22 protein-coding genes are annotated in these 20,982 nt (G+C 63.9%); 10 read left to right on the top strand and 12 right to left on the bottom strand.

Translation table 11 applies throughout. The features are described from left to right. The 4 genes from JOZ76_RS27445 to JOZ76_RS27430 form a co-directional block, all read right to left on the bottom strand. Nucleotides 1–552, bottom strand: a 552-nt coding sequence (locus tag JOZ76_RS27445; RefSeq protein ID WP_291703991.1) for an efflux RND transporter permease subunit, incomplete at its 3' end; no start/stop codon positions are given. Next, on the bottom strand, nucleotides 549–1,889 hold the full coding sequence (locus JOZ76_RS27440) for an MdtA/MuxA family multidrug efflux RND transporter periplasmic adaptor subunit (RefSeq protein ID WP_291703989.1): 1,341 nt from the start codon (nucleotides 1,887–1,889) through the stop codon (nucleotides 549–551). The genes JOZ76_RS27445 and JOZ76_RS27440, both read right to left, overlap by 4 nt. A gap of 280 nt (nucleotides 1,890–2,169) precedes the next feature. Further along, nucleotides 2,170–3,012: an aldo/keto reductase gene (locus JOZ76_RS27435; protein WP_291703987.1), complete on the bottom strand. Its 843-nt coding sequence runs from the start codon at nucleotides 3,010–3,012 to the stop codon at nucleotides 2,170–2,172. 1 nt (nucleotide 3,013) lies between these two features. Continuing rightward, entirely contained in the window at nucleotides 3,014–3,538 is a 525-nt protein-coding gene (locus JOZ76_RS27430; RefSeq protein ID WP_291703984.1) for a MarR family winged helix-turn-helix transcriptional regulator, read from the bottom strand. Nucleotides 3,539–3,641: 103 nt separating this feature from the next. Here JOZ76_RS27430 and JOZ76_RS27425 point away from each other — a divergent pair, with 103 nt between their 5' ends. Both JOZ76_RS27425 and JOZ76_RS27420 read left to right on the top strand, forming a co-directional pair. Further along, nucleotides 3,642–5,606 (top strand): FAD-binding monooxygenase, encoded by a 1,965-nt coding sequence (locus JOZ76_RS27425; protein ID WP_291703982.1) that lies wholly within the window; start codon nucleotides 3,642–3,644, stop codon nucleotides 5,604–5,606. Nucleotides 5,607–5,783: 177 nt separating this feature from the next. After that, a complete protein-coding gene (locus JOZ76_RS27420) occupies nucleotides 5,784–6,731 on the top strand; it encodes a L,D-transpeptidase family protein (protein ID WP_291703996.1) in 948 nt (315 codons plus the stop codon). Nucleotides 6,732–6,760: 29 nt separating this feature from the next. On the opposite strand, the gene JOZ76_RS27415 is transcribed toward JOZ76_RS27420, so the two are convergent. Beyond that, nucleotides 6,761–7,711, bottom strand: coding sequence for a helix-turn-helix domain-containing protein (locus JOZ76_RS27415; protein ID WP_291703981.1), 951 nt, complete (start codon nucleotides 7,709–7,711; stop codon nucleotides 6,761–6,763). Nucleotides 7,712–8,140: 429 nt separating this feature from the next. On the opposite strand from JOZ76_RS27415, the gene JOZ76_RS27410 reads away from it, so the two are divergent. The 3 genes from JOZ76_RS27410 to JOZ76_RS27400 all read left to right on the top strand — a co-directional run bounded on the left by JOZ76_RS27410 (nucleotide 8,141) and on the right by JOZ76_RS27400 (nucleotide 9,927). Beyond that, complete coding sequence (locus JOZ76_RS27410; protein WP_291703995.1) at nucleotides 8,141–8,422, top strand: copper-binding protein; 282 nt, start codon at nucleotides 8,141–8,143, stop codon at nucleotides 8,420–8,422. 234 nt (nucleotides 8,423–8,656) lie between these two features. Further along, entirely contained in the window at nucleotides 8,657–9,193 is a 537-nt protein-coding gene (locus JOZ76_RS27405) for a hypothetical protein (RefSeq protein ID WP_291703979.1), read from the top strand. 371 nt (nucleotides 9,194–9,564) lie between these two features. Continuing rightward, on the top strand, nucleotides 9,565–9,927 hold the full coding sequence (locus JOZ76_RS27400) for a hypothetical protein (RefSeq protein WP_291703977.1): 363 nt from the start codon (nucleotides 9,565–9,567) through the stop codon (nucleotides 9,925–9,927). A 22-nt stretch (nucleotides 9,928–9,949) separates the two neighbouring features. On the opposite strand, the gene JOZ76_RS27395 is transcribed toward JOZ76_RS27400, so the two are convergent. Then, entirely contained in the window at nucleotides 9,950–11,110 is a 1,161-nt protein-coding gene (locus JOZ76_RS27395) for a LysM peptidoglycan-binding domain-containing protein (RefSeq protein WP_291703975.1), read from the bottom strand. A gap of 273 nt (nucleotides 11,111–11,383) precedes the next feature. Then, the gene (locus JOZ76_RS27390; protein ID WP_291703973.1) at nucleotides 11,384–12,067 is read right to left on the bottom strand and encodes a hypothetical protein; all 684 of its coding nucleotides are present in this window, start codon (nucleotides 12,065–12,067) and stop codon (nucleotides 11,384–11,386) included. Between the two features lie 413 nt (nucleotides 12,068–12,480). Here JOZ76_RS27390 and JOZ76_RS27385 point away from each other — a divergent pair, with 413 nt between their 5' ends. Next, nucleotides 12,481–12,846: a hypothetical protein gene (locus JOZ76_RS27385; RefSeq protein WP_291703971.1), complete on the top strand. Its 366-nt coding sequence runs from the start codon at nucleotides 12,481–12,483 to the stop codon at nucleotides 12,844–12,846. Nucleotides 12,847–12,903: 57 nt separating this feature from the next. Here the strand turns inward: JOZ76_RS27385 and JOZ76_RS27380 are convergent, their stop codons facing one another. Beyond that, complete coding sequence (locus JOZ76_RS27380; RefSeq protein WP_291703969.1) at nucleotides 12,904–13,671, bottom strand: hypothetical protein; 768 nt, start codon at nucleotides 13,669–13,671, stop codon at nucleotides 12,904–12,906. Between the two features lie 165 nt (nucleotides 13,672–13,836). Between JOZ76_RS27380 and JOZ76_RS27375 the strand changes: the two genes are divergently transcribed. Beyond that, nucleotides 13,837–15,243, top strand: coding sequence for an adenylate/guanylate cyclase domain-containing protein (locus JOZ76_RS27375; RefSeq protein WP_291703967.1), 1,407 nt, complete (start codon nucleotides 13,837–13,839; stop codon nucleotides 15,241–15,243). 346 nt (nucleotides 15,244–15,589) lie between these two features. Here JOZ76_RS27375 and pdxY read toward each other — a convergent pair whose 3' ends face one another. After that, complete coding sequence (gene pdxY, locus JOZ76_RS27370; protein ID WP_291703965.1) at nucleotides 15,590–16,456, bottom strand: pyridoxal kinase PdxY; 867 nt, start codon at nucleotides 16,454–16,456, stop codon at nucleotides 15,590–15,592. A 130-nt stretch (nucleotides 16,457–16,586) separates the two neighbouring features. On the opposite strand from pdxY, the gene JOZ76_RS27365 reads away from it, so the two are divergent. After that, on the top strand, nucleotides 16,587–16,856 hold the full coding sequence (locus JOZ76_RS27365) for a DUF2312 domain-containing protein (protein WP_291703964.1): 270 nt from the start codon (nucleotides 16,587–16,589) through the stop codon (nucleotides 16,854–16,856). 144 nt (nucleotides 16,857–17,000) lie between these two features. On the opposite strand, the gene JOZ76_RS27360 is transcribed toward JOZ76_RS27365, so the two are convergent. Then, nucleotides 17,001–17,552 (bottom strand): ACT domain-containing protein, encoded by a 552-nt coding sequence (locus JOZ76_RS27360; RefSeq protein WP_366113109.1) that lies wholly within the window; start codon nucleotides 17,550–17,552, stop codon nucleotides 17,001–17,003. Between the two features lie 28 nt (nucleotides 17,553–17,580). After that, entirely contained in the window at nucleotides 17,581–18,057 is a 477-nt protein-coding gene (locus tag JOZ76_RS27355; RefSeq protein ID WP_291703963.1) for an SRPBCC family protein, read from the bottom strand. Between the two features lie 157 nt (nucleotides 18,058–18,214). Here JOZ76_RS27355 and JOZ76_RS27350 point away from each other — a divergent pair, with 157 nt between their 5' ends. Together JOZ76_RS27350 and JOZ76_RS27345 are read left to right on the top strand one after the other, a co-directional pair. Then, nucleotides 18,215–18,679: a metallophosphoesterase family protein gene (locus JOZ76_RS27350; protein ID WP_291703961.1), complete on the top strand. Its 465-nt coding sequence runs from the start codon at nucleotides 18,215–18,217 to the stop codon at nucleotides 18,677–18,679. A 265-nt stretch (nucleotides 18,680–18,944) separates the two neighbouring features. Then, nucleotides 18,945–19,322 (top strand): hypothetical protein, encoded by a 378-nt coding sequence (locus tag JOZ76_RS27345; protein WP_291703959.1) that lies wholly within the window; start codon nucleotides 18,945–18,947, stop codon nucleotides 19,320–19,322. Nucleotides 19,323–19,431: 109 nt separating this feature from the next. Here the strand turns inward: JOZ76_RS27345 and JOZ76_RS27340 are convergent, their stop codons facing one another. Further along, nucleotides 19,432–20,226 (bottom strand): transglycosylase SLT domain-containing protein, encoded by a 795-nt coding sequence (locus JOZ76_RS27340; protein WP_291703957.1) that lies wholly within the window; start codon nucleotides 20,224–20,226, stop codon nucleotides 19,432–19,434. Nucleotides 20,227–20,982 lie beyond the last annotated feature (756 nt).

Here is a 20,982-nt window from a genome sequence, read left to right as displayed (position 1 = left end):
CGCCGGACGCTGTCCGCCGCTGAGGCTGACGAGGCCGACACCGGGCAGCTGGGAGATTTTTTGCGCAAGGCGGGCGTCGACGACATCCTCGACCTGCGTCAGCGGCATGGTTTTCGAGGTCAGGCCCAGCGTGAGGATCGGCGCGTCGGCCGGATTGACTTTTGCGTAGATCGGCGGCGCCGGCAGGTCCGAGGGCAAGAGGTTGCCTGCGGCGTTGATCGCTGCCTGCACCTCCTGTTCGGCGATGTCGAGCGAGATGGACAGGGCGAATTGCAGCGTGATGACGGAGGCGCCGGCCGAACTCACAGAACTCATCTGGTTGAGGTTCGGCATCTGGCCGAACTGCACCTCGAGCGGCGCCGTCACCGACGAGGTCATCACGTCCGGGCTGGCGCCGGGATAGAAGGTCTGCACCTGGATGGTCGGGTAGTCGACCTCGGGGAGGGCGGCGACGGGAAGGAAACGGAATGCCAGCATGCCCGAAAGCATGATGGCGATCATCAGAAGCGTCGTCGCCACGGGCCGCAGGATAAACGGCTGTGACGGGTTCATTGCTGCTGTCCGCCTTCGGACCGTCGCTTCTTGCCGCTGCCCGGTCCGCCTGGGACGCCGCCACCCGCCTTGCCTGGACCCGTGTCGGTGGCCGTGTCGGTGGCCTTGGCGGCGTCGGCCGGATTGCCTGCTTCGCCCTCGTTGCGCACGATGACCTTGGCGCCCTCGCCGAGCTTGTCGGCGCCGTCCATCACGACGCGGTCGCCGACCCCGAGGCCCGACAGCACTTCGACGCGATTGCCGTCGACCACACCGAGCTTCACGGGGCGGACGGATACGGTGCTGTCGCCGCCAAGGAGATAGACGAAGGTGCCGGGCACGCCGCGCTGAATGGCGGCGGTCGACATCGTTACCGCGTCCTTGTGGGTATCGAGCAGCAGACGCACGTTGACGAATTGGTTGGGAAACAGTGCCTTGTTCTCGTTCGGAAAGGTCGCGCGCAGCTTGATCGTCCCCGTGGTCGGATCGATCTGGCTGTCAAAAGTCTGCAGGCTGCCGTCGGCAAGTTTTGTGGCGCCGCTGCGGTCGAGCGCGCTCACGGCCAGCGTTGCGCCGGCCTGCAAACGTTTTGAGATCGCCGGCAGATTGTCCTCCGGCACGGTGAACAGCACGCTGATCGGCGCGATCTGCGTGATCACCACGAGGCCATTGGCATCACCCGGCGTCACGTAATTGCCCTGGTCGACGAGGCGCAGGCCGACGCGGCCGTCAAGCGGCGAGACGATCTTGGTGTAGGCGAGGTTGACTTCGGCCGCTTTGACCAGCGCGCGGTCGGCCTCGACCGTGCCCTGGTCCTGCGCGACCAGTGCGGTCTGGGTGTCCAATTGCTGGCGCGGCACCGCATTTTGCGCGGCAAGACCTTGGTAGCGTGTGAGGTCAACCTGCGCGCCCTTGAGCAGCGCTTCGTCGCGCGCGAGTTGTCCGCGCTGCTGCGCGAGTGCTGCCTCGTACGGCCGGGAATCGATCTCGGCGAGCAGGTCGCCTTTCTTGACCTCGTCGCCTTCCTTGAACACCACCTTGATCAGATAGCCGCTGATCTGCGTGCGGACGGTGACGGTGGCAAGAGATGTCACCGTGCCCAGTGCATTGAGATTGACGCCGATGTCGCCTTTGCCGACGGTTTCGGGGACGATCGACATCGGCCCACCGCCGCCGCGCCCGCCGCCCGCAGGACCGGATTGTTGCTGAGCCGTCTGCTGGCGGGTCCACCAGACGACGCCAGCGATCATCAGCAGCACGATGATCGTGGTCAGGACGAAACCTTTGCGCGACCGCGGCTTGGCCGTTGCGGGCTTTACGGTGCGGACTTCGGTCGGCGGTTTGAGCGGTTGATCCATAAGACGTGCCAGAGGTACCCAGTTGAAGCCGACCAATCATCACCCAGTTTACTCCGGGCGGATCACGTCCAAATACCCCAACAGGGAACATTTGAAATCGTTGCCTTGCCCTTGTCTCATTAATATTCGGAAAGAATGGCAGACGAGGCCATGGACGGGACGCTCGGTATGCCTGCGCGCATGTGCCGTACACCAATGCGATCACAGCGTTGCGATCATCACGCGTGGGTTGCTCAAAAGCCGCTGAGCCTGGCGTTGCGTGTCCGTGCGTAAATCGGGCCTAGGAGCCGCGGACCGAGGCGCGGTCGATCGCCTCGAATTCTTCCGAGGTCAAGCGCCAGTTGAGCGCGCCGAGATTGGCTTGGGCGTGTTGCGATTTGGTCGCGCCGGGAATCGGAATCACGTGGGGATCGCGGGCCAGCAGCCAGTTGAGCGCGACCTGGCTGATGCTGGCGCCGTGCGCGGTGGCGATTTCGGCCAGCAGCGTCATCAGGGCATTCGTGCGCGCCTGATCCGAGGCCCGGGTGAGGCGGCCGGATGCAAGCGGGAAATACGCGACCAGTGCGACATCGAGCTCACGGCAGGCGGTGAGCACGCCGTTGGTTTCGACCTTGCGTTTGAGCAGGCTGTAATGGACCTGGTTGGCCGCCAGCGGAATGCCCGACCTCGCCAGACGATCCGCCATGCGGCGCATCTGGTCCGCGCCGAAATTCGCCACCCCGACCGCGCGCGCTTTGCCGGATTTCACCGCCTCGACGAGCCCGTCGGCGAAGACGGTAATATCGAGGAGTGGCAGCGGGAAATGGATGTAATAGAGATCGACCGTCTTGACGCCGAGGCGCGCAAGCGAGCCGTCGAGACCGCTGATCACGCGGCGCGGCGAGGTGCGGCCGGGAAGGGGGAAGAATTTTGTCGCCGTTATCGCTGGGCGGGGATCGGTACGCAGGCAGTCGCCGACGACGCGTTCCGAGAAATAGATTTCGGCGGTGTCGATCATGCAGGGACCCGCGCCAGTGACCGTCCGGTACGTTTCCTTGACCGCCGAGCGGTCGGCGCGGCGCCACTTGTTCGTTCCGATCCCCAGTGGCAGCACCTGGACGCCGCTTCGGCCGAGAGTGCGCATGTCATGACCTGTTTGCATCGCTGTCGTCTCTCGGCGCGACTGCGTCGCCGTCAGTTTCGATCACCTGTTGCAGTTCCCGCAATGGTGCGCGACTGAGCTCATTGGCCGCCGCAATGGCTTTGCGGAGCAGCCGCATGAACTCCGCGGCTTCCCTGTCGGTCAGGCCGCGCAGCATGATCCGCTGGGCCTGCTCGACGGCCGGCGTGATCGCGCGCAACGTCGTCTCGCCGGCCTCGGTGATGTGCAGCGCGCGGGCGCGCCGGTCCCGCGGCCTCGCCCGGCGAACCACAAGACCCTTCTGCACCAGCCGATCCACGACACCGGTGATGGTGGTTCGATCATAGGCGATCAGACCGGCAAGTGTTATCTGATCGACCCCTGGATTGGCGCTGATCGCCGCCAGCGCCGCGTATTGCACGGGCGTGAGGTCGAAGCCGGCGCCCTCGATCTCGGACAGGAACACCGCGACTGCGATCTGCTGGAACCGGCGCACCAGGTGCCCAGGCATGTCGTTGTTGTCTTTCACGAAACACTCCGTAGCGGCTTGACTAGTATACTGATCATCAGCATACTGAGCAATATCAAAGACACCGCCGATCGGTACGGTCCAGACGGGGAGGAGTGGTCTCATGCAATTTCATCTGAACGGCTTTGAGCCCGGCGACCCCGAAATCTCCGATCCCGCGGAGCGGCTACGCGGCTCCGGCGCATCCGGCCCTGTTCCCTCGGAGGTCGATGTCCTGATCGTCGGCTGCGGACCGGCGGGACTGAACCTTGCGGCCCAGCTCTCCCGGTTTCCCGACATCAAGACCTGCATCGTCGAGCAGAAGGGCGGCCGGCTGCTGCTCGGCCAGGCCGATGGCATCGCCTGCCGCACCATGGAAATGTTCCACGCCTACGGTTTTGCCGAACGCGTCGCGAAGGAGGCCTGCTGGATCAACGAGACGGCGTTTTGGAAGCCGGACGACCGGCAGCGCGAGCATATCGTCCGCAGCGGCCGGGTGCAGGACGTCGAGGACGGGCTGTCGGAGTTTCCGCACGTCGTCCTGAACCAGGCGCGTGTGCACGATTTTTTTCTCGACGTGATGCGGAGGTCGCCGACAAAGCTCGAGCCTTACTACGGACGGCGCCTGCTTGATGTCGGGACCGACCTCGGCGGGGGCATTGCGGAGCATGCGGTGACGGTCAGGCTGGAGCGGCTCGACGATGCACATGCGGGCGAGATCGAGACCGTGAGGGCACGCTACGTGGTCGGCTGCGACGGCGCACGCAGCACCGTGCGAAGAGCGATCGGCCGCGAGCTCCATGGCGATTCCGCCAATCATGCCTGGGGCGTCATGGACGTGCTGGCCGTTACCGATTTTCCCGATATCCGCTTTAAGTCGCTGATCCAGTCCGCCAGCGACGGCAGCATCATCGTGATCCCGCGGGAGGGCGGCTATCTCGTCCGGCTCTATGTCGAGCTCGCCAGGCTCGACATCGGCGAGCGGGTCGCAAGCCGCAACATCACCGCCGATGAGCTGATCGCGCAGGCGCGGCGGATCCTAAGACCCTACACGCTCGAGGTGAAAGAAATCCCCTGGTGGTCGGTCTACGAGATCGGCCAGCGGCTCACCGACAAGTTCGACGACGTGCCGGAGAGCGCGACCGCCACGCGGCTGCCGCGCGTGTTCATCGCCGGCGATGCCTGCCACACCCACAGCCCGAAGGCAGGGCAGGGCATGAACGTCTCCATGCAGGACACCTTCAATCTCGGCTGGAAGCTCGCGGCCGTGCTGAGGCAACGATGTGCGCCGGAACTGCTGCACAGCTACTCGGCGGAACGGCAGGCAGTGGCCAAGGAGCTGATCGACTTCGATCGCGAATGGGCCACGATCCTCGCCTCGCAAGCCAAGGAAGGTGCCAAGGGCGCCGACCCCGCCAAGACCCAGGATTATTTCGTCAGGCATGGGCGCTACACCGCGGGCACCGCCACGCACTATCCCCCCTCGGTCATCAGCGGCGAACCAAAGCACCAGCATCTGGCGCGGGGATTCGTCATTGGCAGGCGCTTTCATTCGGCGCCGGTGATTCGCCTTGCCGACGCCAAGCCGGTCCATCTCGGCCATGTCGTCAAGGCGGATGGCCGCTTCCGGATTTTTGCCTTTGCCGGCCGCCGAGATCCCGGGGCGCCCAATGCCGCGATCCCTGCGCTCTGCGAGTTCCTTGGCCAGAGCGCGGCGTCTCCGCTCAGAAAGTACACGCCGTCGGGCGCGGACATCGACTCGGTGATCGATCTCCGTGCGGTGTTCCAGCAGGGCCATCGCGAGCTCGCGATCGAAGCCATGCCGGCGCTTCTGCTGCCGCGGAAGGGGCGCTATGGGCTCCGCGACTACGAAAAACTGTTCTGTCCCGATCTCACAACCGGCCACGACATTTTTGACTTGCGTGGCATCGACCGGGACAGGGGCTGCATGGTGATCGTGCGGCCTGACCAATATGTCGCGCATGTGCTGCCACTGGATGCGCACGCCGAGCTTGCTGCCTTCTTCGACGGCTTCCTGCTGCCGGCCGAGGACGGTGGCGCGCGGCTGGCGGAGACGCTTCTGGCCTAGCCTCCTTTTTGCGATATCCGCAGGTGCTGTCATGGAAAGAAACCAGCGGCCGCGCGTTGATTTCCGCGGAGGGCGCAAGGCGGGCGATGAAGCATGACCCCTTTCAAGGCGGTTGCGGTACGATGTGGGGGGCAGGGCGCAATCCTGCACCTGCTGCTTGTTGCATGGTGGGGCCTGATGGCCGGCGCGCCGGCTGCCGCCGCCGATCTGAGCGCGGAGCGCATCAACACGGCTGAGTTCAACGGCAAGCCGCCGCCGGCCGACGAGGTTTCGCCGCTCGGGGTGCGCCTCCAGGTGCTGCTCGCGCGCGCCCATTTCTCGCCGGGCGAGATCGACGGCAAGTTTGGTGAGAACGCGAAAAAAGCGCTGCGCGCCTATGCGGAGGCCGAGCGGCTTTCGACGGCCGACCGGGTCACGCGCGAGATCTGGCAAAAACTTCGCAGCGATGACCGCCCCGTGCTCACCACCTACGACGTCACGGAAAAGGATGTTGCCGGCCCCTTTCTGCCGAAGCTTCCGACCAGGATGGAAGACATGAAGGACCTGCACGGGCTCGACTACGCCAACCCGCGCGAACAGCTCGCCGAGCGCTTCCACATGAGCGAGCAGCTTCTGGCCGCGCTCAACCCGCATCAGCCATTCGACCGCGCCGGCACGCGACTGGTGGTGGCCGATGTTGCGGACGAAGGAGCTGGCGCAGCGCAGGCGGACCGGGTCGAGGTCGACAAGATCCGTCAGACCGTCAAGGTGTTCGATGCATCGAATCACCTGACCGATTTTTTCCCGGCGACCGTCGGGAGCGAGGACAAGCCGTCGCCGACGGGCACACTCAAGGTCACCAGCATCGATCGCAACCCTAACTATCGCTACAACCCGAAATATCACTTCAAGGGCGTGCACGCGAATTCGCCGTTCACGATCCGCCCGGGACCCAACAATCCCGTTGGCACAGTCTGGATCCAGCTCCCAGGTGAAGGATATGGCATCCACGGTACGCCCGATCCCGGCAAGGTTAGCAAGGCGCAGTCCCACGGCTGCGTGCGCCTCACCAACTGGGATGCGGAGCGATTGGCGAGCGAAGTGAAGAAGGGCACGCCGGTTGCGTTCGTAGACGGCGCAAGCTGACGGGGACCGCACATCGCAACATCGCGGGATCAATTGATGCAATAGCGCGGGATCGGCGGCACGCCGAATTGCTGCACATAGCTGCACCTGAACGCGGCAACGCTCGGAAAGCCGCATTGCAGGGCAACGCACTCGACCGAATTTCCGGAGAAAATGCGCAGCTGCAGGTGCGCCATCTGAAGGCGGACACGCTCCAGATATTGCCGCGGCGTGCAGCCATACCGGACGCGGAAATACCAGATGACGCTGCGGGCGCTGACACCGGAAATCTCCGCGAGCGTTTCCAGGGTGAGCGGTTCGGTGTAGTACGCGACCAGATATTGTTCGACGCGCCCGAGCTGGACGGTCGAGGGAGCCGCTGGCTTCTGCTCTGCGGCGATCATTTCCCGGCTGAAGCAGGTGAAGAGCCCGAGGCTGATCTCGTCAAGCGAGGTGACGGCCAAATTCGGCAAGAATTGATCCCCGACATTTTCCATGCCAGCGGCGACCTCGAAGATGGTGCTCCGAAGCTCTTCCGCACCCCGCGGATCGGCCGCCGAAGGCTGCAGGAGATCGAGCGCCTGACGATCCGATCCGAGATAGGCCGAAAGCTTGCGCTGCAGCGTCTTGACGGGAATGCGCACGGCCAGGTCTTCGAGCCCGGCGGCATGGCGCCCACGCCAACGCCGCCCGGCGGGGATCAGGCAACCGGCTCTGGACGAGGCGATTTCGGATGTTTCTCCTTCGAGCAAGACCGCACTGCCTTGGCGCATCTGATAGATCAGCCGCGTGTAGTCGGCAGCCTCGAAGCTGACGGCAATCGGCGCGTCGTATCTGCAATGCGTCAACGCGCCGTCGTCGAACCGAGCCAGGCTGGCCACGAACTCACTGTCCGGGCGGGCCTCGGACATGTCGACGTTCCGGCCACGGGAATTCTCGATCCAGGCGGCTTCGATCTCGTTCACATCGCTGGTTTCAATCAGGCGATAGGATGCGAGCATGGCTTGCCAAGAGCATTCGTGCAGCTCCAAGTTTAATCACGTTCCCGTCCGCCCAACAATGTCTCCTCGGCAACGTGAACGCCCCATTCGCGTTCAGTCCCATGGTCTTTCGGTACCGGCTCTTGGTACGCGACGATTGGCGAAATCAATCATCCGATCCGGCGCACTTATCAGGAATGCCCTTGGCTTGGGCATATGCGCGCATGAACTTGGGCATGTGCACCTATGAACAAGGCAGCAGTTAACCACGCATCCGATTCTACGGCACGGCCATAGTTTCGCCGCTACTGCTACCGAATGCGAAGCGTCCGCATGAGCGCCGCCGAACTGTGGTCATGATCTGCATGTTCGGCAGCGCTCTTCGCTTGTTAGGCATCGGACGTTGATCGACGAGACGAAGAGGAGTCCATTTTGAACGTTTTCAAGTGCATGGCTGGTGGGGCGCTGTTGATGGGGCTGCTGGCAACCGTTGCGGCTGCCCAGCAGGCAACACTCATCGGCGAGGTCAAAAAAATCGATGAGAGCAGCGGGAGCATCACGTTGAAGCACGGTCCTGTACCAAGCCTCGGCTTCAAGGAAGACGTGACCATGGTCTATGAGGTCAGCGACCGCGCCATGCTCAAACAGGTCAAGGTCGGCGATACCGTCAAGTTCGAGGCCGAGAGCGGTGACAGCGGCTTCACCGTCACGAAGCTGCAGAAGGGCAGGTAGCAGCGCCCGAGCGACATGCCGGCAGCTTGCGTGCGCGCAGTGGAGCAATTCCGGCGAGTGCGATCGCGCACGCCAACCCCTACTCGAGGTTTCAAACAACGGGGCGCGCCATCCAAGGGTCTGATCTTCTCCCTCCGACCGCCTTGTTTCTGACAAGCCCGGCTGGAGTGTTGATGCGGGGGTAGAACGGAAAGGCCGCCGAGTTCCGGCGGGCGGTGTTCGACGGTGAGCGCCATGGAAGCGACTTTGAACCCCACATTCGGCCAGCGCCTGGCGAGCCTGTTCAGGCTGTTGGTGATGACGGCGATGTTCACGACGATCGGAGCAATCGGCATCAACCTCTGGCACGCCTACAGCGAACCGGCGAAGCTTGCGATTTCGGACATGGTCCCGCGGGTGACATCGATGATCCTGCCCGGGCGGGACCAGGGGTCTGCGATGGCCCTGCCGTCGGCGGAGGCGACGGGTTCGGTCCAGGGCAATCAGGCCGGCGTCGAAGGCGCCGCGCTATCCGGGGATGCGGCGCAGCTTCTGCGATCGCTGGCGCGTGACGTGGCCGCGATGGGACAGGACCTCGCCGAACTCAAGGAGCGCATGGGTCGCCTCTCGAACGGGCAGGACCAGATCGCACGCGATGTCGCCAGGATCCGTCAGCCGAATTCGCGGCCCGACGTGCGGTCGGCGATGGCTGCTGCGCCGCCACCAACCCCGCCAGCCGCCTCCGATTTGCGCAAGCCCGTCGCGCCGCCGCTGAGCTCGCGTCCGCGCTAGAGTGAGAGGCTGCATCTCGAACCGCATCGGCTCGTTGTCGAGCTCGATCAGTGACTCGGCCGCGCCCGTCCGAGCTGCGCTTGCGCGTTGAGTCGAACCGCGTCCATTCCAATCCGCTTTTTCAACAGGCCGTGACTTTACGATCTTTCACCGGTCCGGCGCGCGTTCCATTCTGCCTGGCACTGATTTTGCTGTGAGCTGTGTGACGAGTGTTGGCGGCTCGTTCATGAGACGGATGGCGCGGCATGCTGCGCGGATGCCGTCGGCATGGGGGGTGCCGTTCGCTCTCGCCTGCTTGCTGACATGGAGGTTTTAGACAGATGACGACGCCCGGCGAAGCAAATGCGCGTTGCCGAAACAGCGTGATCCCAGTGACGTTTGTTGCAGTCTTTCTCGGTGCTCGCGTTTTGGGTCTTGATCCGGCATTGGGCCGTGATCTCGACGGCCGCTTTGCCAATTCTCCGCTCCACGGCTGGTTCGAGGGCCTGCGCTCAGGCAGGGGCCCTTGCTGCTCCGACGCCGATGGGAGGGCGTTGTCGGATGTCGATTGGGAATCGAAGGGCGGTCACTATCGCGTCTACATCGACGGCGAGTGGTGGGATGTTCCCGACGAAGCGGTGATCAAGGAGCCGAACCGGGCCGGCCGGACCATGGTGTGGCCGGTCTATTACAGCCCGCAAGGCGGGCCGCTCCGGATCGAGATCCGCTGCTTCATGCCGGGCAGCATGACGTGATGTCGTGATGTATTGGCAGCGGTTACGGCCGCGCCTCGCCGGCCGGAAGGACAAAGACCTGGCCGGGGTAGATCAGGTTGGGATTGCGGATCTGCTCCCTGTTCGCCTTGAAGACTGTTGCATAACGCGTCCCTGCGCCAAGCGCCCGCTGGCTGATGCGCCACAGGCTGTCGCCGCGCGAGACGGTGATGGTCGCAATCTTCGGCACCTCCACGACCGACGGCGAAGTTCCGTCCGGGACTGTTGTGGCGACAGCGACGGCCGAATGCGGCTCGCGCGCCGCAGCCGCGTCCGGCGGCGTTGCGGCTGAGATCTGCGCCGGCACGGACGCGGTGATCGCGACGTCGGGAACGCTGAATGGCGCCTCGGCGCGCGCGCGAACCTTTCCGGAACTCGAATCGACCTCGTCGAGCCTGGCCCGGTAGTTGCCCGGCGCCACGCCTCCATTGATCGTGACGGCGAACCGTCCATCGGGATCGGCAGTCACCGGCGCGACGAAGCTGTCGTTGAGATAAAGCCTCACCGTCGCCCCCGGACGCGCGCGGCCGCTCACACGCGTCTTGCCGTTCGGCTCAACGTCGACCGCGTCGACAGCCACGGCGCTTGCCGCGGGTGCTGTGGGCTGTGACAATACGACCGTGGGACGGTCCGGAGTCAAGAGCGCGACCATCGGCTTCTCGTCGGCAGCCTCCTCGAGAGCCACTGCAACGCTCTGCCTGGACGTGACCTCTTTGCCGTCCGGCTGCTTCGCACGCAATGTGAGATCGTAGGTCCCGTGCGGTAGCGGACGCGGGATCATGGCGAACTCACCGGATTGACCGGCGACCGCGCGATCATGCGGTTCGCCGTTGCGCAGCAGTTCCACTGTCGAGCCCGGCGCGGCCCGGCCGGCGACGACGGCTTCGCCGGACGGCTCGATGCGGACGATGTCAAACTCCGGCACGCCGTCGCGGCTCGGAGGCGGCGATCCTGCAAGCCCGGCCGCTAGCTCATCGATGTTCTGTCGGACCGCCGCGAGTGCGGCTGGAGCTGAACCGCGCGCGCCGGAGGCTTGCTCTGCAGCTGCCAGTGCAACGGCCGGGGCTGCGGTTTCGACTGGCTGCAGGAGGTGGCGGTTCGCAACGGCGACGGCCACCCCAGCCGCGGTGACGACACCGGCGATGATCACGATCAATCGACTCATCGATATGGCACTCATGCTCTTCATTCGCAGGCCCAACCGCAACGCGTGGAACGTGCCGATGCAGAATCCTTCGACTACACTGCGCCCATCCACTCCGTTCATCAAGCCACCGAGACTTGCTCCGTGTTTTCCCTACCCGGGCACCGGGAGGCCCCCCGTCGTCGGTTCACCCCCCGCGGGCCGACGGCATCTCACGGGGCCAGGAATCGTGCAGAACAGGCCGAAACGCGACGGTAACTCGATCAAGTGCCAGCCCGTCTCGGCGCAGGCCAACTACGCGGTTCGCAGTTCGCGGGATTCGACGCGGTGGGGCGCGGCAAACGGCCGGTCGGCGGACGCGCCCGCGCCTGGCAAACGTTCCGGCTGAAGGCTTGACGCGGCAAATGGCGCGTCCTCGTGCCGCTTGTCCGGTCGTGCCGCCGCTGTCGGTACCTGAACCGCCTTCTCGATCCAGTGGCTGAAGCCCGGATTGTAGTCGAACCAGCAGTGAAGGATGAGAAAGGTGGCCCATTGCGGGACGCGCGCCACGTAGGAGTAGGTCGCCGTAACCGAGGGGCCGACCACACAATAAGCATAGCCCCGCGGGACGAAGGATCCCTTGGCGATTTCGTTGGCGAAGTTGACCTGTCCGCCCCATTTCTTGCTCACATCGATCGCATCGTCGGCATGAATGGCGTTGAGGTCGAAACGGAATCCGTGAATTCGGCGCTGAACCTTACCCTTGTTGTTCAGAATGGCTTTGAGCTCGACGACCCAGAAGTTGTCTTGCTGTCCGATGAACGCAATTTCAGCCGACGTTTCGATGTGCGCGTAGCTGCTTTCCCTTGCCTTGTAACGGCGATAGGCCAGAAGACCAACGATCACCGCCGCCAGGCAAAATCCCGCGACTGGCACGGCGAAAGGGGAGTCGGCTGCCGGAAAAATCGCCGCGATGGCGTTCGAGTTTGCTGGTGTCATTGGGTGTCCCTATTGGCAAAACAACAGTCAAAGCGCCCAGCCGGTCCGGATTATAGACAACGACGGCAATCGGCCCCAGCGTGAAGTGGGGGAACCGCCGGCTTGTTCACCGCGCAGTGCAGATCGGGCCGATGACGGAACCGCCACGAGGCGGTGCCGAGACCGCTTGCGCGCCGTCCGCAGTTTCCACTGACCGTGAAACCACGGCGCTGTTCTCCGGGAAGAATCGCGTAGTCTGACCTCACTCTGCATGCACGAAATTCGACGTTTGACAATGTACGCATCGGACCGCGATCCGGCTCGCGGCCGCCCGCGGCGCCGTGCGTCACTTTCTCAACTCTGGATGATGGGGCTCGAACGCAATGACTGCGCCTGATGAATCGGACGTTGGTTGGCGGGACTGGTTGATCCTCATGGCGTTTGTCGTCGTGCTCGCTGTCGCGGTGCGTGTCCTGTCACCTCACGCGGCGGCGGCGCGCGACCTCGACGGCCGCTTTGCCGGCTCTCCGCTTCACAACTGGTTCGAGAGCCTGCATTCGGGCAAGGGCCCGTGTTGCTCCGACGCGGATGGAACGGCACTCAGCGACGTCGATTGGGAAACCCGCGAGGGCCACTATCGCGTGCGCATCGAGGGCGAGTGGTGGGACGTCCCGGACAACGCCGTGATCACCGAACCGAACCGCGCCGGCCGAACCATGGTGTGGCCGATCTATTATCGCACGGTCAATACGCCGCTGCGCATCGAAATCCGCTGCTTCATGCCGGGCAGCATGATCTAGCCGATATCGATGCCGGCGCGCAGCGCGCCTCGCGCAGCGTTTAAAGCATCTGCGTTGTCATGGCGGGGCGCTCGTGACGATGCCAAGCCTGGTCCATTCGGATGGCGGCAACTCGGTCGCCTTGCGGATTGCCGAATTGCGATCGATGATGTCAAGCAGTTCGGTTTCGACCCCCATCTCCCGAAGATAGACTTTGAACTGCTGATCGAACATCGCCGTTGCGGCTTCGCGCCCTTCCTCGGACACGTTGGGCGCCAGGCGGTTGTGGATCGCCGTGCCGGTCAGGATCACGTGCGTCGCCGGCGGCAGGCTGCGATGGACGGCACCGGCGAGCATCAGCACGCAGGCGATATCGCAGTCGGTGGGCGATGCCGTGATGCCGGCGTCGAGTGGCCCGCCCGGACGTTTGAGCGCAAAACATTCCGCCTCCATTTTTCCATGACAGGCCTCGACGTCGGTCGCACCCGCGGTCGCGTCGATGCCGCGGTCGCGCAGGATGCGGCCGAGCCTGGTCGCCGTATTGAGATTGGATGGGCCCCAGGCGTGAATGACCACGGGAAGCTTGCGGCCGGCCTGCCGGTCGAGGATCGCGATCAACCGCCGGTTGGTGTCCCACTGCACGGTGCCTTCCGCCGCGATCCAGTCCGAACAGCCTTTTCCACACGCATCGGCCGCGCCGTGCGCGACATAGAAGATCATCGCATCGGCCGGCGAACCGATGCCGCCGACCGGCGGCCGCGGCGAGGTCTGGCCTGCCGCCAATCCCGCCGTCATCGCGGCGATGACCCCACCAAGAACAAACGCGCGCGCCGAGCTTGCGCCCATACCAATAGCCTCCTGCCCAGATCCCGGCCATCCTCCATCGCGAAGCTTGCTCGCGCAAGGACGCTTTCGGCAAGCCTTCGATCGATCGCGAGCCCGTGAGATCGCGTCGAAAAGCGGACGGGCTGTCGGGTTTCCGCTTCGCCTGGTTTAGTGTAGCATCATCGCATGAGTGAAGCCGACACCATGTTCCTAGCTCTGCGTCAGTCGGCCGATGCGGCCGTTGTGGACATGCTCGCGCGGATGGTGCGCGACGCCCCGGACCATGCCTTGAACCGGATCAACGCCCCGGATCTTGCAGCGAGCGAGGGCGTCGGCGAGGACCAACTGATTGCGGCGCTCCTCAACGCGGTGGGGCTCGGCCTGTTCGAGATGACATGGAATGTCATGTGTCCGAGCTGCGCTGGCGTCCTCTCCGCCAACAAGAGCCTGAAGACGCTGGATCGGTCGCAATATAATTGCGCGTTTTGCGCGGCAGGCTATGAGACGCGGCTCGACGATCTGGTCGAGGTGACCTTCACGGTGAGCCCTCGGGTGCGCAAGATTGCGGCCCATAGTCCCGACGAATTGTCCGCGGCCGAATATTATCGCCAGGTGTTTTGGAGTTCGGCCATCGATCTTCCATCAGATCTCGAGAAACGGCTCGAGGAGGTCACGCTCGAAACCGTCGACCTGCCGGGGGGAGAGCGGGCGATCCTCGCGCTGCATCTGCCCAAGGGCACGCTGATCGTGTTCGACCCCGTGACGCATACGGCCCAGTTCCTCGAGGTCACCGGCGAGGAGACGAGCGAGCGCCAAAACCAGTCCATGATCTTCGGCAAGGTGCAGGTGCCGGTCGAAGCGCTTGCCTTGCGTCCGGGGCCGCTGCGCCTGGCCCTGGATAACCGCACCGAAAGCCGTGTCTTGCCGACCGTGTGGATGGCGAACCAGGCGCTGGACGACCTCCTGAAGCGGCGCAAGCCGGTCCTCACTGCAAAGCGTCTGCTGACCAACCAGACTTTTCGCGACATCTACCGGACTGACACGCTGGCGATCGGCCAGCGCCTGAAGATCCTGAGCCTCACCTTCCTCTTCAGTGATCTCAAGGACTCCACCGGGCTCTATGACCGTGTCGGCGACCTCGTCGCCTTCGATCTCGTCAATGAGCATTTCCGGCTCTTGCAGGAGATCATCGCCTCCGAGCGGGGCGCCATCGTGAAGACCATCGGCGATGCCGTGATGGCGACGTTCGAGACGCCGGACCGCGCCATCGCAGCCGCAATCCGCATGCGCGAGGCGATGAGCAATCTCGGTGCTGAGCGTCAGCATCAGAGCCTCGGCCTGAAAATGGGGATTCACGAGGGGCCGTGCCTTGCGGTCACACTCAATGCCCAGCAGGACTATTTTGGCCAGACCGTGAACATCGCCTCGCGCGTTCAGGGCCTTGCAGCCTCCCGCTCGATCGTGGTGACCGAACAGATCGTGGATAACGCGCAGGCCCGCGCGCTGCTCGAGGCGAGCGGGCTGACGCCGATGCCCCGCCGCGTCGCGCTGGGCGGCATTTCCGACAAGGTGTCGGTCTACGATATCTCGTGAGTGACTGCAGGCTTGGCGGCACGACCGCGTGCGAGCCGATCGGTCCTGCGCAGGCCTTGGCTGCTCCGGCCTCGCCGGTCGACTGGAGACGAAATCGTTCCATGTAGCGGCCGATTTATTCCGGGAACGGCGCCTTCAAACCGGACGTTGTTCTTACAACGGAGGACGTCGCCATGCTGATGTTCTATCTGCCTTTGATCATATTCGAAGCGTCCCTGGCGATGACGCCATGGACCGTCGCCGTCAGCAAAGTGAACAAGACCGGGGTCACGAATTAGAGCGTTTCGAGCGAAGTGGGCGCCGGTTCGCGTGAAGAAAACGCTGAAACGAGAGCCTCCGTTTCGATTCAATCGGAACGGAGGCTCTCGAACGGAATGGGTTCGAAGCGGCGCGGCGGATGGATGAGGAAGTTGGCGCTCTCGACGATGCGCATTTCCACCGTGCCCCGCGCCGCGGTGCGCTCCAGCACGGCGAAGACGGCGGACGCAGCATGCGCCAGCGCATCCGGCGTGTCCTTGTTCAGAACGCGGGCCGCCGTGTAGAGCGCGGCGAAGAGATCGCCGGTCCCGCTCGGGCTGATCGGCAGTCTCGGTGTCCGCACGCGAAAGGCGCGCGACCGTTCGACGGCAAGCGTGTCGATCTCGCCCTCAGGCGTATCGGTGAGTTCGGCGGAGGTGACGATGACGGTCGATGGCCCGCGCGCAAGCAACGCCCGCGCCCGCGTGATCACCTCATCCGTGGTCGCGGCCCTTGCCCCGGCGAGCCATTCGAATTCGAGATGATTGGGGGTAATGACGTCGGCAAGCCGGCACAGCCGATCCCGCACGAGGGGTGGGATGTCCGCCTGCACGAACAGGCCGCGGTCGCGATCGCCGAGCACCGGATCGAGCAGATAGAGCAGCGCGGGACGGCGGAGTTTTACGCGCGCGACGAAGTCTGCCACTACCGTCGCGATCCGAGCCGAGCCGAGATAGCCTGACAGGATCGCGCTGGCATCGTCTACCGCGCCGCGCTCCTCGATCCCGCGCAGCAGATCGGCGACCAGCTCCGCGTCGAGCACACGGCCGCGCAGCGTCGGATAGCCCGGCCGGTTGCTCAGCAGCGTGGTGGGCACTGCGACCACGTCGATGCCGTGCATCTGCATCGGAAAGACGGCGGCGCTGTTGCCGACATGTCCGAAGGCCACCTGCGACTGGATGGAAATCACCTTCATGCTGCGCCCGAAGACTCCTGCATCGTCCTAAGCTGACGTTGCCTTGAGCTCGTCCTGAACCCGTCCTGGGTTAACACATTGGTTATCTCTTTGCCGTCATTTTCAGGATCTCATTCAACAAAGAGGCACCATGTCTGACATCACCATTCCCGGCGGGCGGATCCGTTCCTTCGTTGAGCGCATCGAGAACCTGGACATTGAACTGCAGGAACTGAACGAGCAGAAGAAAGAAGTGTTTTCCGAGGCCAAGTCCGAGGGATTCGATGTAAAGATCCTCAAGGAGATCATAAAACTCCGGAAACAGGACAAGGACGAGCGCGACGAGCGCGAAAGCCTGCTCGATCTCTATATGCGCGCGATGGAAGCGGAAACGCCGCAAAAGGTCGCCAAGGCGGCATAAGCCGCAGAACGGCGGGGTGGGCAAGATCATCGGTCCGGGCGAAGCGCGGACCGATGGCAGGTTCGTTGCGCCCTCCCTCACGAGTGTGCAAGAGAGATGCCGGGCGCGGCGCAGATGCGGCTTCGGCCCCTTCAAAAATTCTGATTATTGCGGGGAGAATGCAAGAAGGCGCATGGCCTGCTCAGCTTTGTCGCACGGCACGAACAGATGATCGTGATAGTAGGCGGAGACCGCATTGACGCTGATGCCGGCCTTTGCCAGCAGAGTGGCCACAGCCGCAAGAAAGCCGATGGCATCGAGCGCCGAATGGACCTCGAGCGTGATCATGCGGCAGGGGAATTGATGGATTAGCGCGGCCGCCTCGGCTTCTGCGAGCGGCAGGATCAGCGTGGTGCCTTCCCGTTCGCGGAAGATCTGCACCGGATTGAGAGAAGCGGGGAGGGCGGCACCCGACGGGACCGTCGAGAATACGAAGATTTCGGGATCGAGCACCGGCTTGATGTCCGCGAGGAGGCGGGTCAGATCGCGTTCGGGTGTCATCATAGTGGCTCGAACCAGGAGAAAGGGGCGAAGATCGATATCAATTTCGCTCCGTCTGCATGATGTCAACGCACGCTGCGTACGGTGGGCAAAGGCGCGTTTGCGCCGTGCCCACCGTTCGCATCGGGGATGGTGGGCACGCTTCGCTTTGCCCACCCTACACATTCCTGCATCTGCCGCGGCCCTAGTCGTTGATCTCGGGCTCGGTGAGGGCGGCCAGGTTGCTCAGCGACTGCTGCCAGCCGAGATAGCAGGCCTCCAACGGGATCACGGTCGGCAGCCCCTCCTGTACGATATCGATCTCGGTCCCGACGGACACCTTCCTCAGCGTGACCGTCACATGGATGAGGCCGGGCAGGTTCGGATCATCGAAACGATCCGTGTAGCGGATGAGCTCATGCGGCACTAGCTCGAGATACTCACCTCCGAAATGATGGCTCTTGCCATTCGTGAAATTCGTGAACGACATTCTGAATGTCCCGCCCACCTTGGCCTCCATGTGGTGGACCTTGGCCGTGAAACCATTGGGCGGCAGCCATTTCGCCAGCGCGTCGGCATCGAGGAAGGCGCGATAGACCCGCTCCGGCTTGGCGGCCAGCACGCGGTGCAAGCGAACGGTGTTGGTTGCGGCTGCGGGCTCGGCTTGTGCATTTTTTGACATGTCGTCTCTCTCTGCTGCTTGGGGGCGCGGCTCGGTTCCTGGTCTGGCGCCCCGGTCTATGCCATGAAGACGCACGGCGGTCGCAGGCGCCGACAACGCCGCAAAGATTTCGGCAAAAGCTGCGCGCAAATGACGCGGTCGCGTCTTCAGGACGGTGATGCGGGTGAAGATTGGCGTGATTTCAGATACCCACGGGCTGCTGCGTCCGGAAGCCGAGCGGCGCCTGGCCGGCGTAGCGCAGATCATCCACGCGGGCGATATCGGCCAGCCCGATGTCATCGCCAGGCTCAGCCGGATTGCGCCTGTGATTGCGATCAGAGGGAATGTCGACACCGGCGCGTGGGCGGAAACTTATCCGCAGACCGCGATGGCAAGGCTCGGCGGACGTTCGCTCTACATCCTGCACGACGTTCATGAACTCGATCTCGATCCCGCAGCCAGCGGCGTTGACGTGGTGATTTCCGGCCACTCGCATCAGCCGCGGATCGAGACCGCGCGGGGCGTGCTGTATCTCAATCCCGGCAGCGCCGGGCCGCGGCGTTTCAAGTTGCCGATCACTCTGGCGATTGTGGAGCTGGACGAGAGCGGCATTCGGCCGGTCATTCATCATATCGTGCCCTAGCCCCACGCTGTCGTCGCGCAGAGGCGGGCGCGGAAGCGAATGACGGCGCGACCCTTGTTCGGCAAACCCGCTTCGTGCAGTCTCGATTTTTGCTGCCCCGCAACTACATGGGTTAACCGCCGGGCGTGAGTCGGCCGCGGTCAGGCCAACATACGGACATTTTTGCTGGGTTCCTTCGCGGCGGCAGGGGATGTCCAGACCAGGAGTCCTCAATGTTGAAAGCTGTTCTCGTTGCGTCGTTGTTGTCACTTCTCCCGTTCAAGCCTTGGCTCATCCCCGTCACCATCTTCACCGCATCGTCTACGTCTCGAACGCGATGGTCTCGCTCGCCGACAACGACAGGGTCCTCAACGGTCGCCCTGCGGGATGTCCGCACGCTTTTTGCGGATGCGAGGCATCGCTGTATCGGTTTGGCCGCATCATTCCGCAATTGAACCTCGCGTCCAACTGGCGGCGATTTCCCCGCGCCGCTCCCGCGCCGGGCATGGCGGCGGTCCGCTCCGGCCATGTCATGATCCTGCAGCAGCATCTCGACGGCAACGTCTGGTACGCGCATGACGGCAACTCCGGCGGTCATGTCACGCGCGAGCACGCCGTCTCGATTGCCGGGTACACCATCGTGGACCCCAGCGCTGCCCGCTAACGTCCCGGTTCTGACGTTCGTATATCGTAGACGAACGTCAGAACAACGGGCATCAGTTCGCATCGGGATATTCCCCGCGGACGATATTGTAAGTGACCACAGCACGAGACTAATTCCGGTCATCGGCCGCAAGGCGCAGGAACTCGCGCTTCATCGCATTGACCCTTGCGAGATAAGCCCCGACGAGGTGATCGCCGCACCGCTCCCCGGCGGCAGGCTGAAAGCCGCGGCGGACGAAGGCTGCGGCCGGACCCGCGCCGCAGAGATGGATGATGGCGGCGAGATCCTGCTTCTGCTGCGGATTTGCCGTGCCGTCGCCCGCGCGCGCGAGGACGGCTCCGACATTGCGGTCCAGATACACGGACGCGAGCTCGATGGCGTGGCGCGGGATCACGCGGATGGAGAGGCGACTTAAGCCGCAGTCGTCATCGACGACGGCCCCACCACGGATACAGAACCGCGCGGCCTCTGCGTAGGCGCCATCGGTCATTTGAAACAGGCCGACGGCGCTCGAGGCGGGCTGATAGATCGCGAGCGGATCGAGGCTGAGCTGCCAGCGCCAGTAGGTCCGCGCCAGAGGATTGCCGCTGCTCTCGACCTGCGCCAGCGCGGCCAGCAGTTCCGGTGTGATGGTGCTGGTCGCAGAGGCGCGGAACAGCGCGCCGTAGCTCCGCCACGTGTCGGCCGGCTCCTTGTCGAGCGCGTGGCCTATCAAGACGAACAGCTCCGTCGGCTTCTTGACCACGTGATAGACGACGTTCGCCAGGGCGAATGCCGCGAGCAGGATCGCCACGACAACAACGATCCGAACCGGCCGCGGCGCTGCTGTCAGCCTTCGCCGCGCCCAGCGTGTGCGTCGCCGGAGCCGAAGGCGAGGGAGATAGCTCTTATCTTTTCTGGACATGCATCGTGCGAGAGGCGGACAAGCCGTTCGATCTATCCCAGGGATTGTTCATGATTTCAAACGGCACGACATGGCGCCGCCTTCTCGGCGCGCGGTTCGCGCCCGAGTTTTGCGAAGGCATGTCCCTCCTGTTGACAGAGGGCGCAGGGAAGGCCGAGGGAAGGCCGGGTGCCCGCCGCACCCGCGGCCCCCGTGCATAAGAAAGCACGGGGAAGGAACCGCAGGTGGAGGCGGAAACATCCGGCCTTCCCTGCGCAATGGTTTTACGGCTTATACGCGCTCTCCCCGGGGACCGGGCTTTCTTGCCCCCGTCGCTCGCACGCTGCTCGCGAGAGCTCGCATTGCGAACTTGACCTCAGCGTCGGGAGGCCAGGACCACACGATTTCACCGTCTGCGGAAGCTTCCGCCAAAAGCGCGCGACCAGCCTGGTACCGGCCGGCCGGGTTTTCTGGCGGAAGCGGAACAGCATCGCTCGTCGCGCGACACCGCCGCAGCCATCGCATCCCGCCTCCAACGTCCGTGACGACCGCGAAGCGCCCCTCATGCGGAGGCGGGACGGGAGAGGAAAAGCATAAATTGCCGAAAAACAGAAGCAAAATTTTTTTCGCGCGAGGACTGGACAGCCGAATCAGCGTTGAATTGATTTGCGAATTTGGATTTTTCGCGCACGCGATGTTGCCGGTCGAAGCGGTGGCGAGGCGCGCGCGGCCGCGGCGAGATCGCCTGATTTCCCGGTCGTCGGGCAAATCAGTCGC

The organism is Bradyrhizobium sp., assembly GCF_019244115.1.
GTDB lineage: Bacteria > Pseudomonadota > Alphaproteobacteria > Rhizobiales > Xanthobacteraceae > Bradyrhizobium.
Note: the sequence above shows the minus strand (reverse complement) of the source record. Positions and strands in the feature narration are given on the sequence as shown.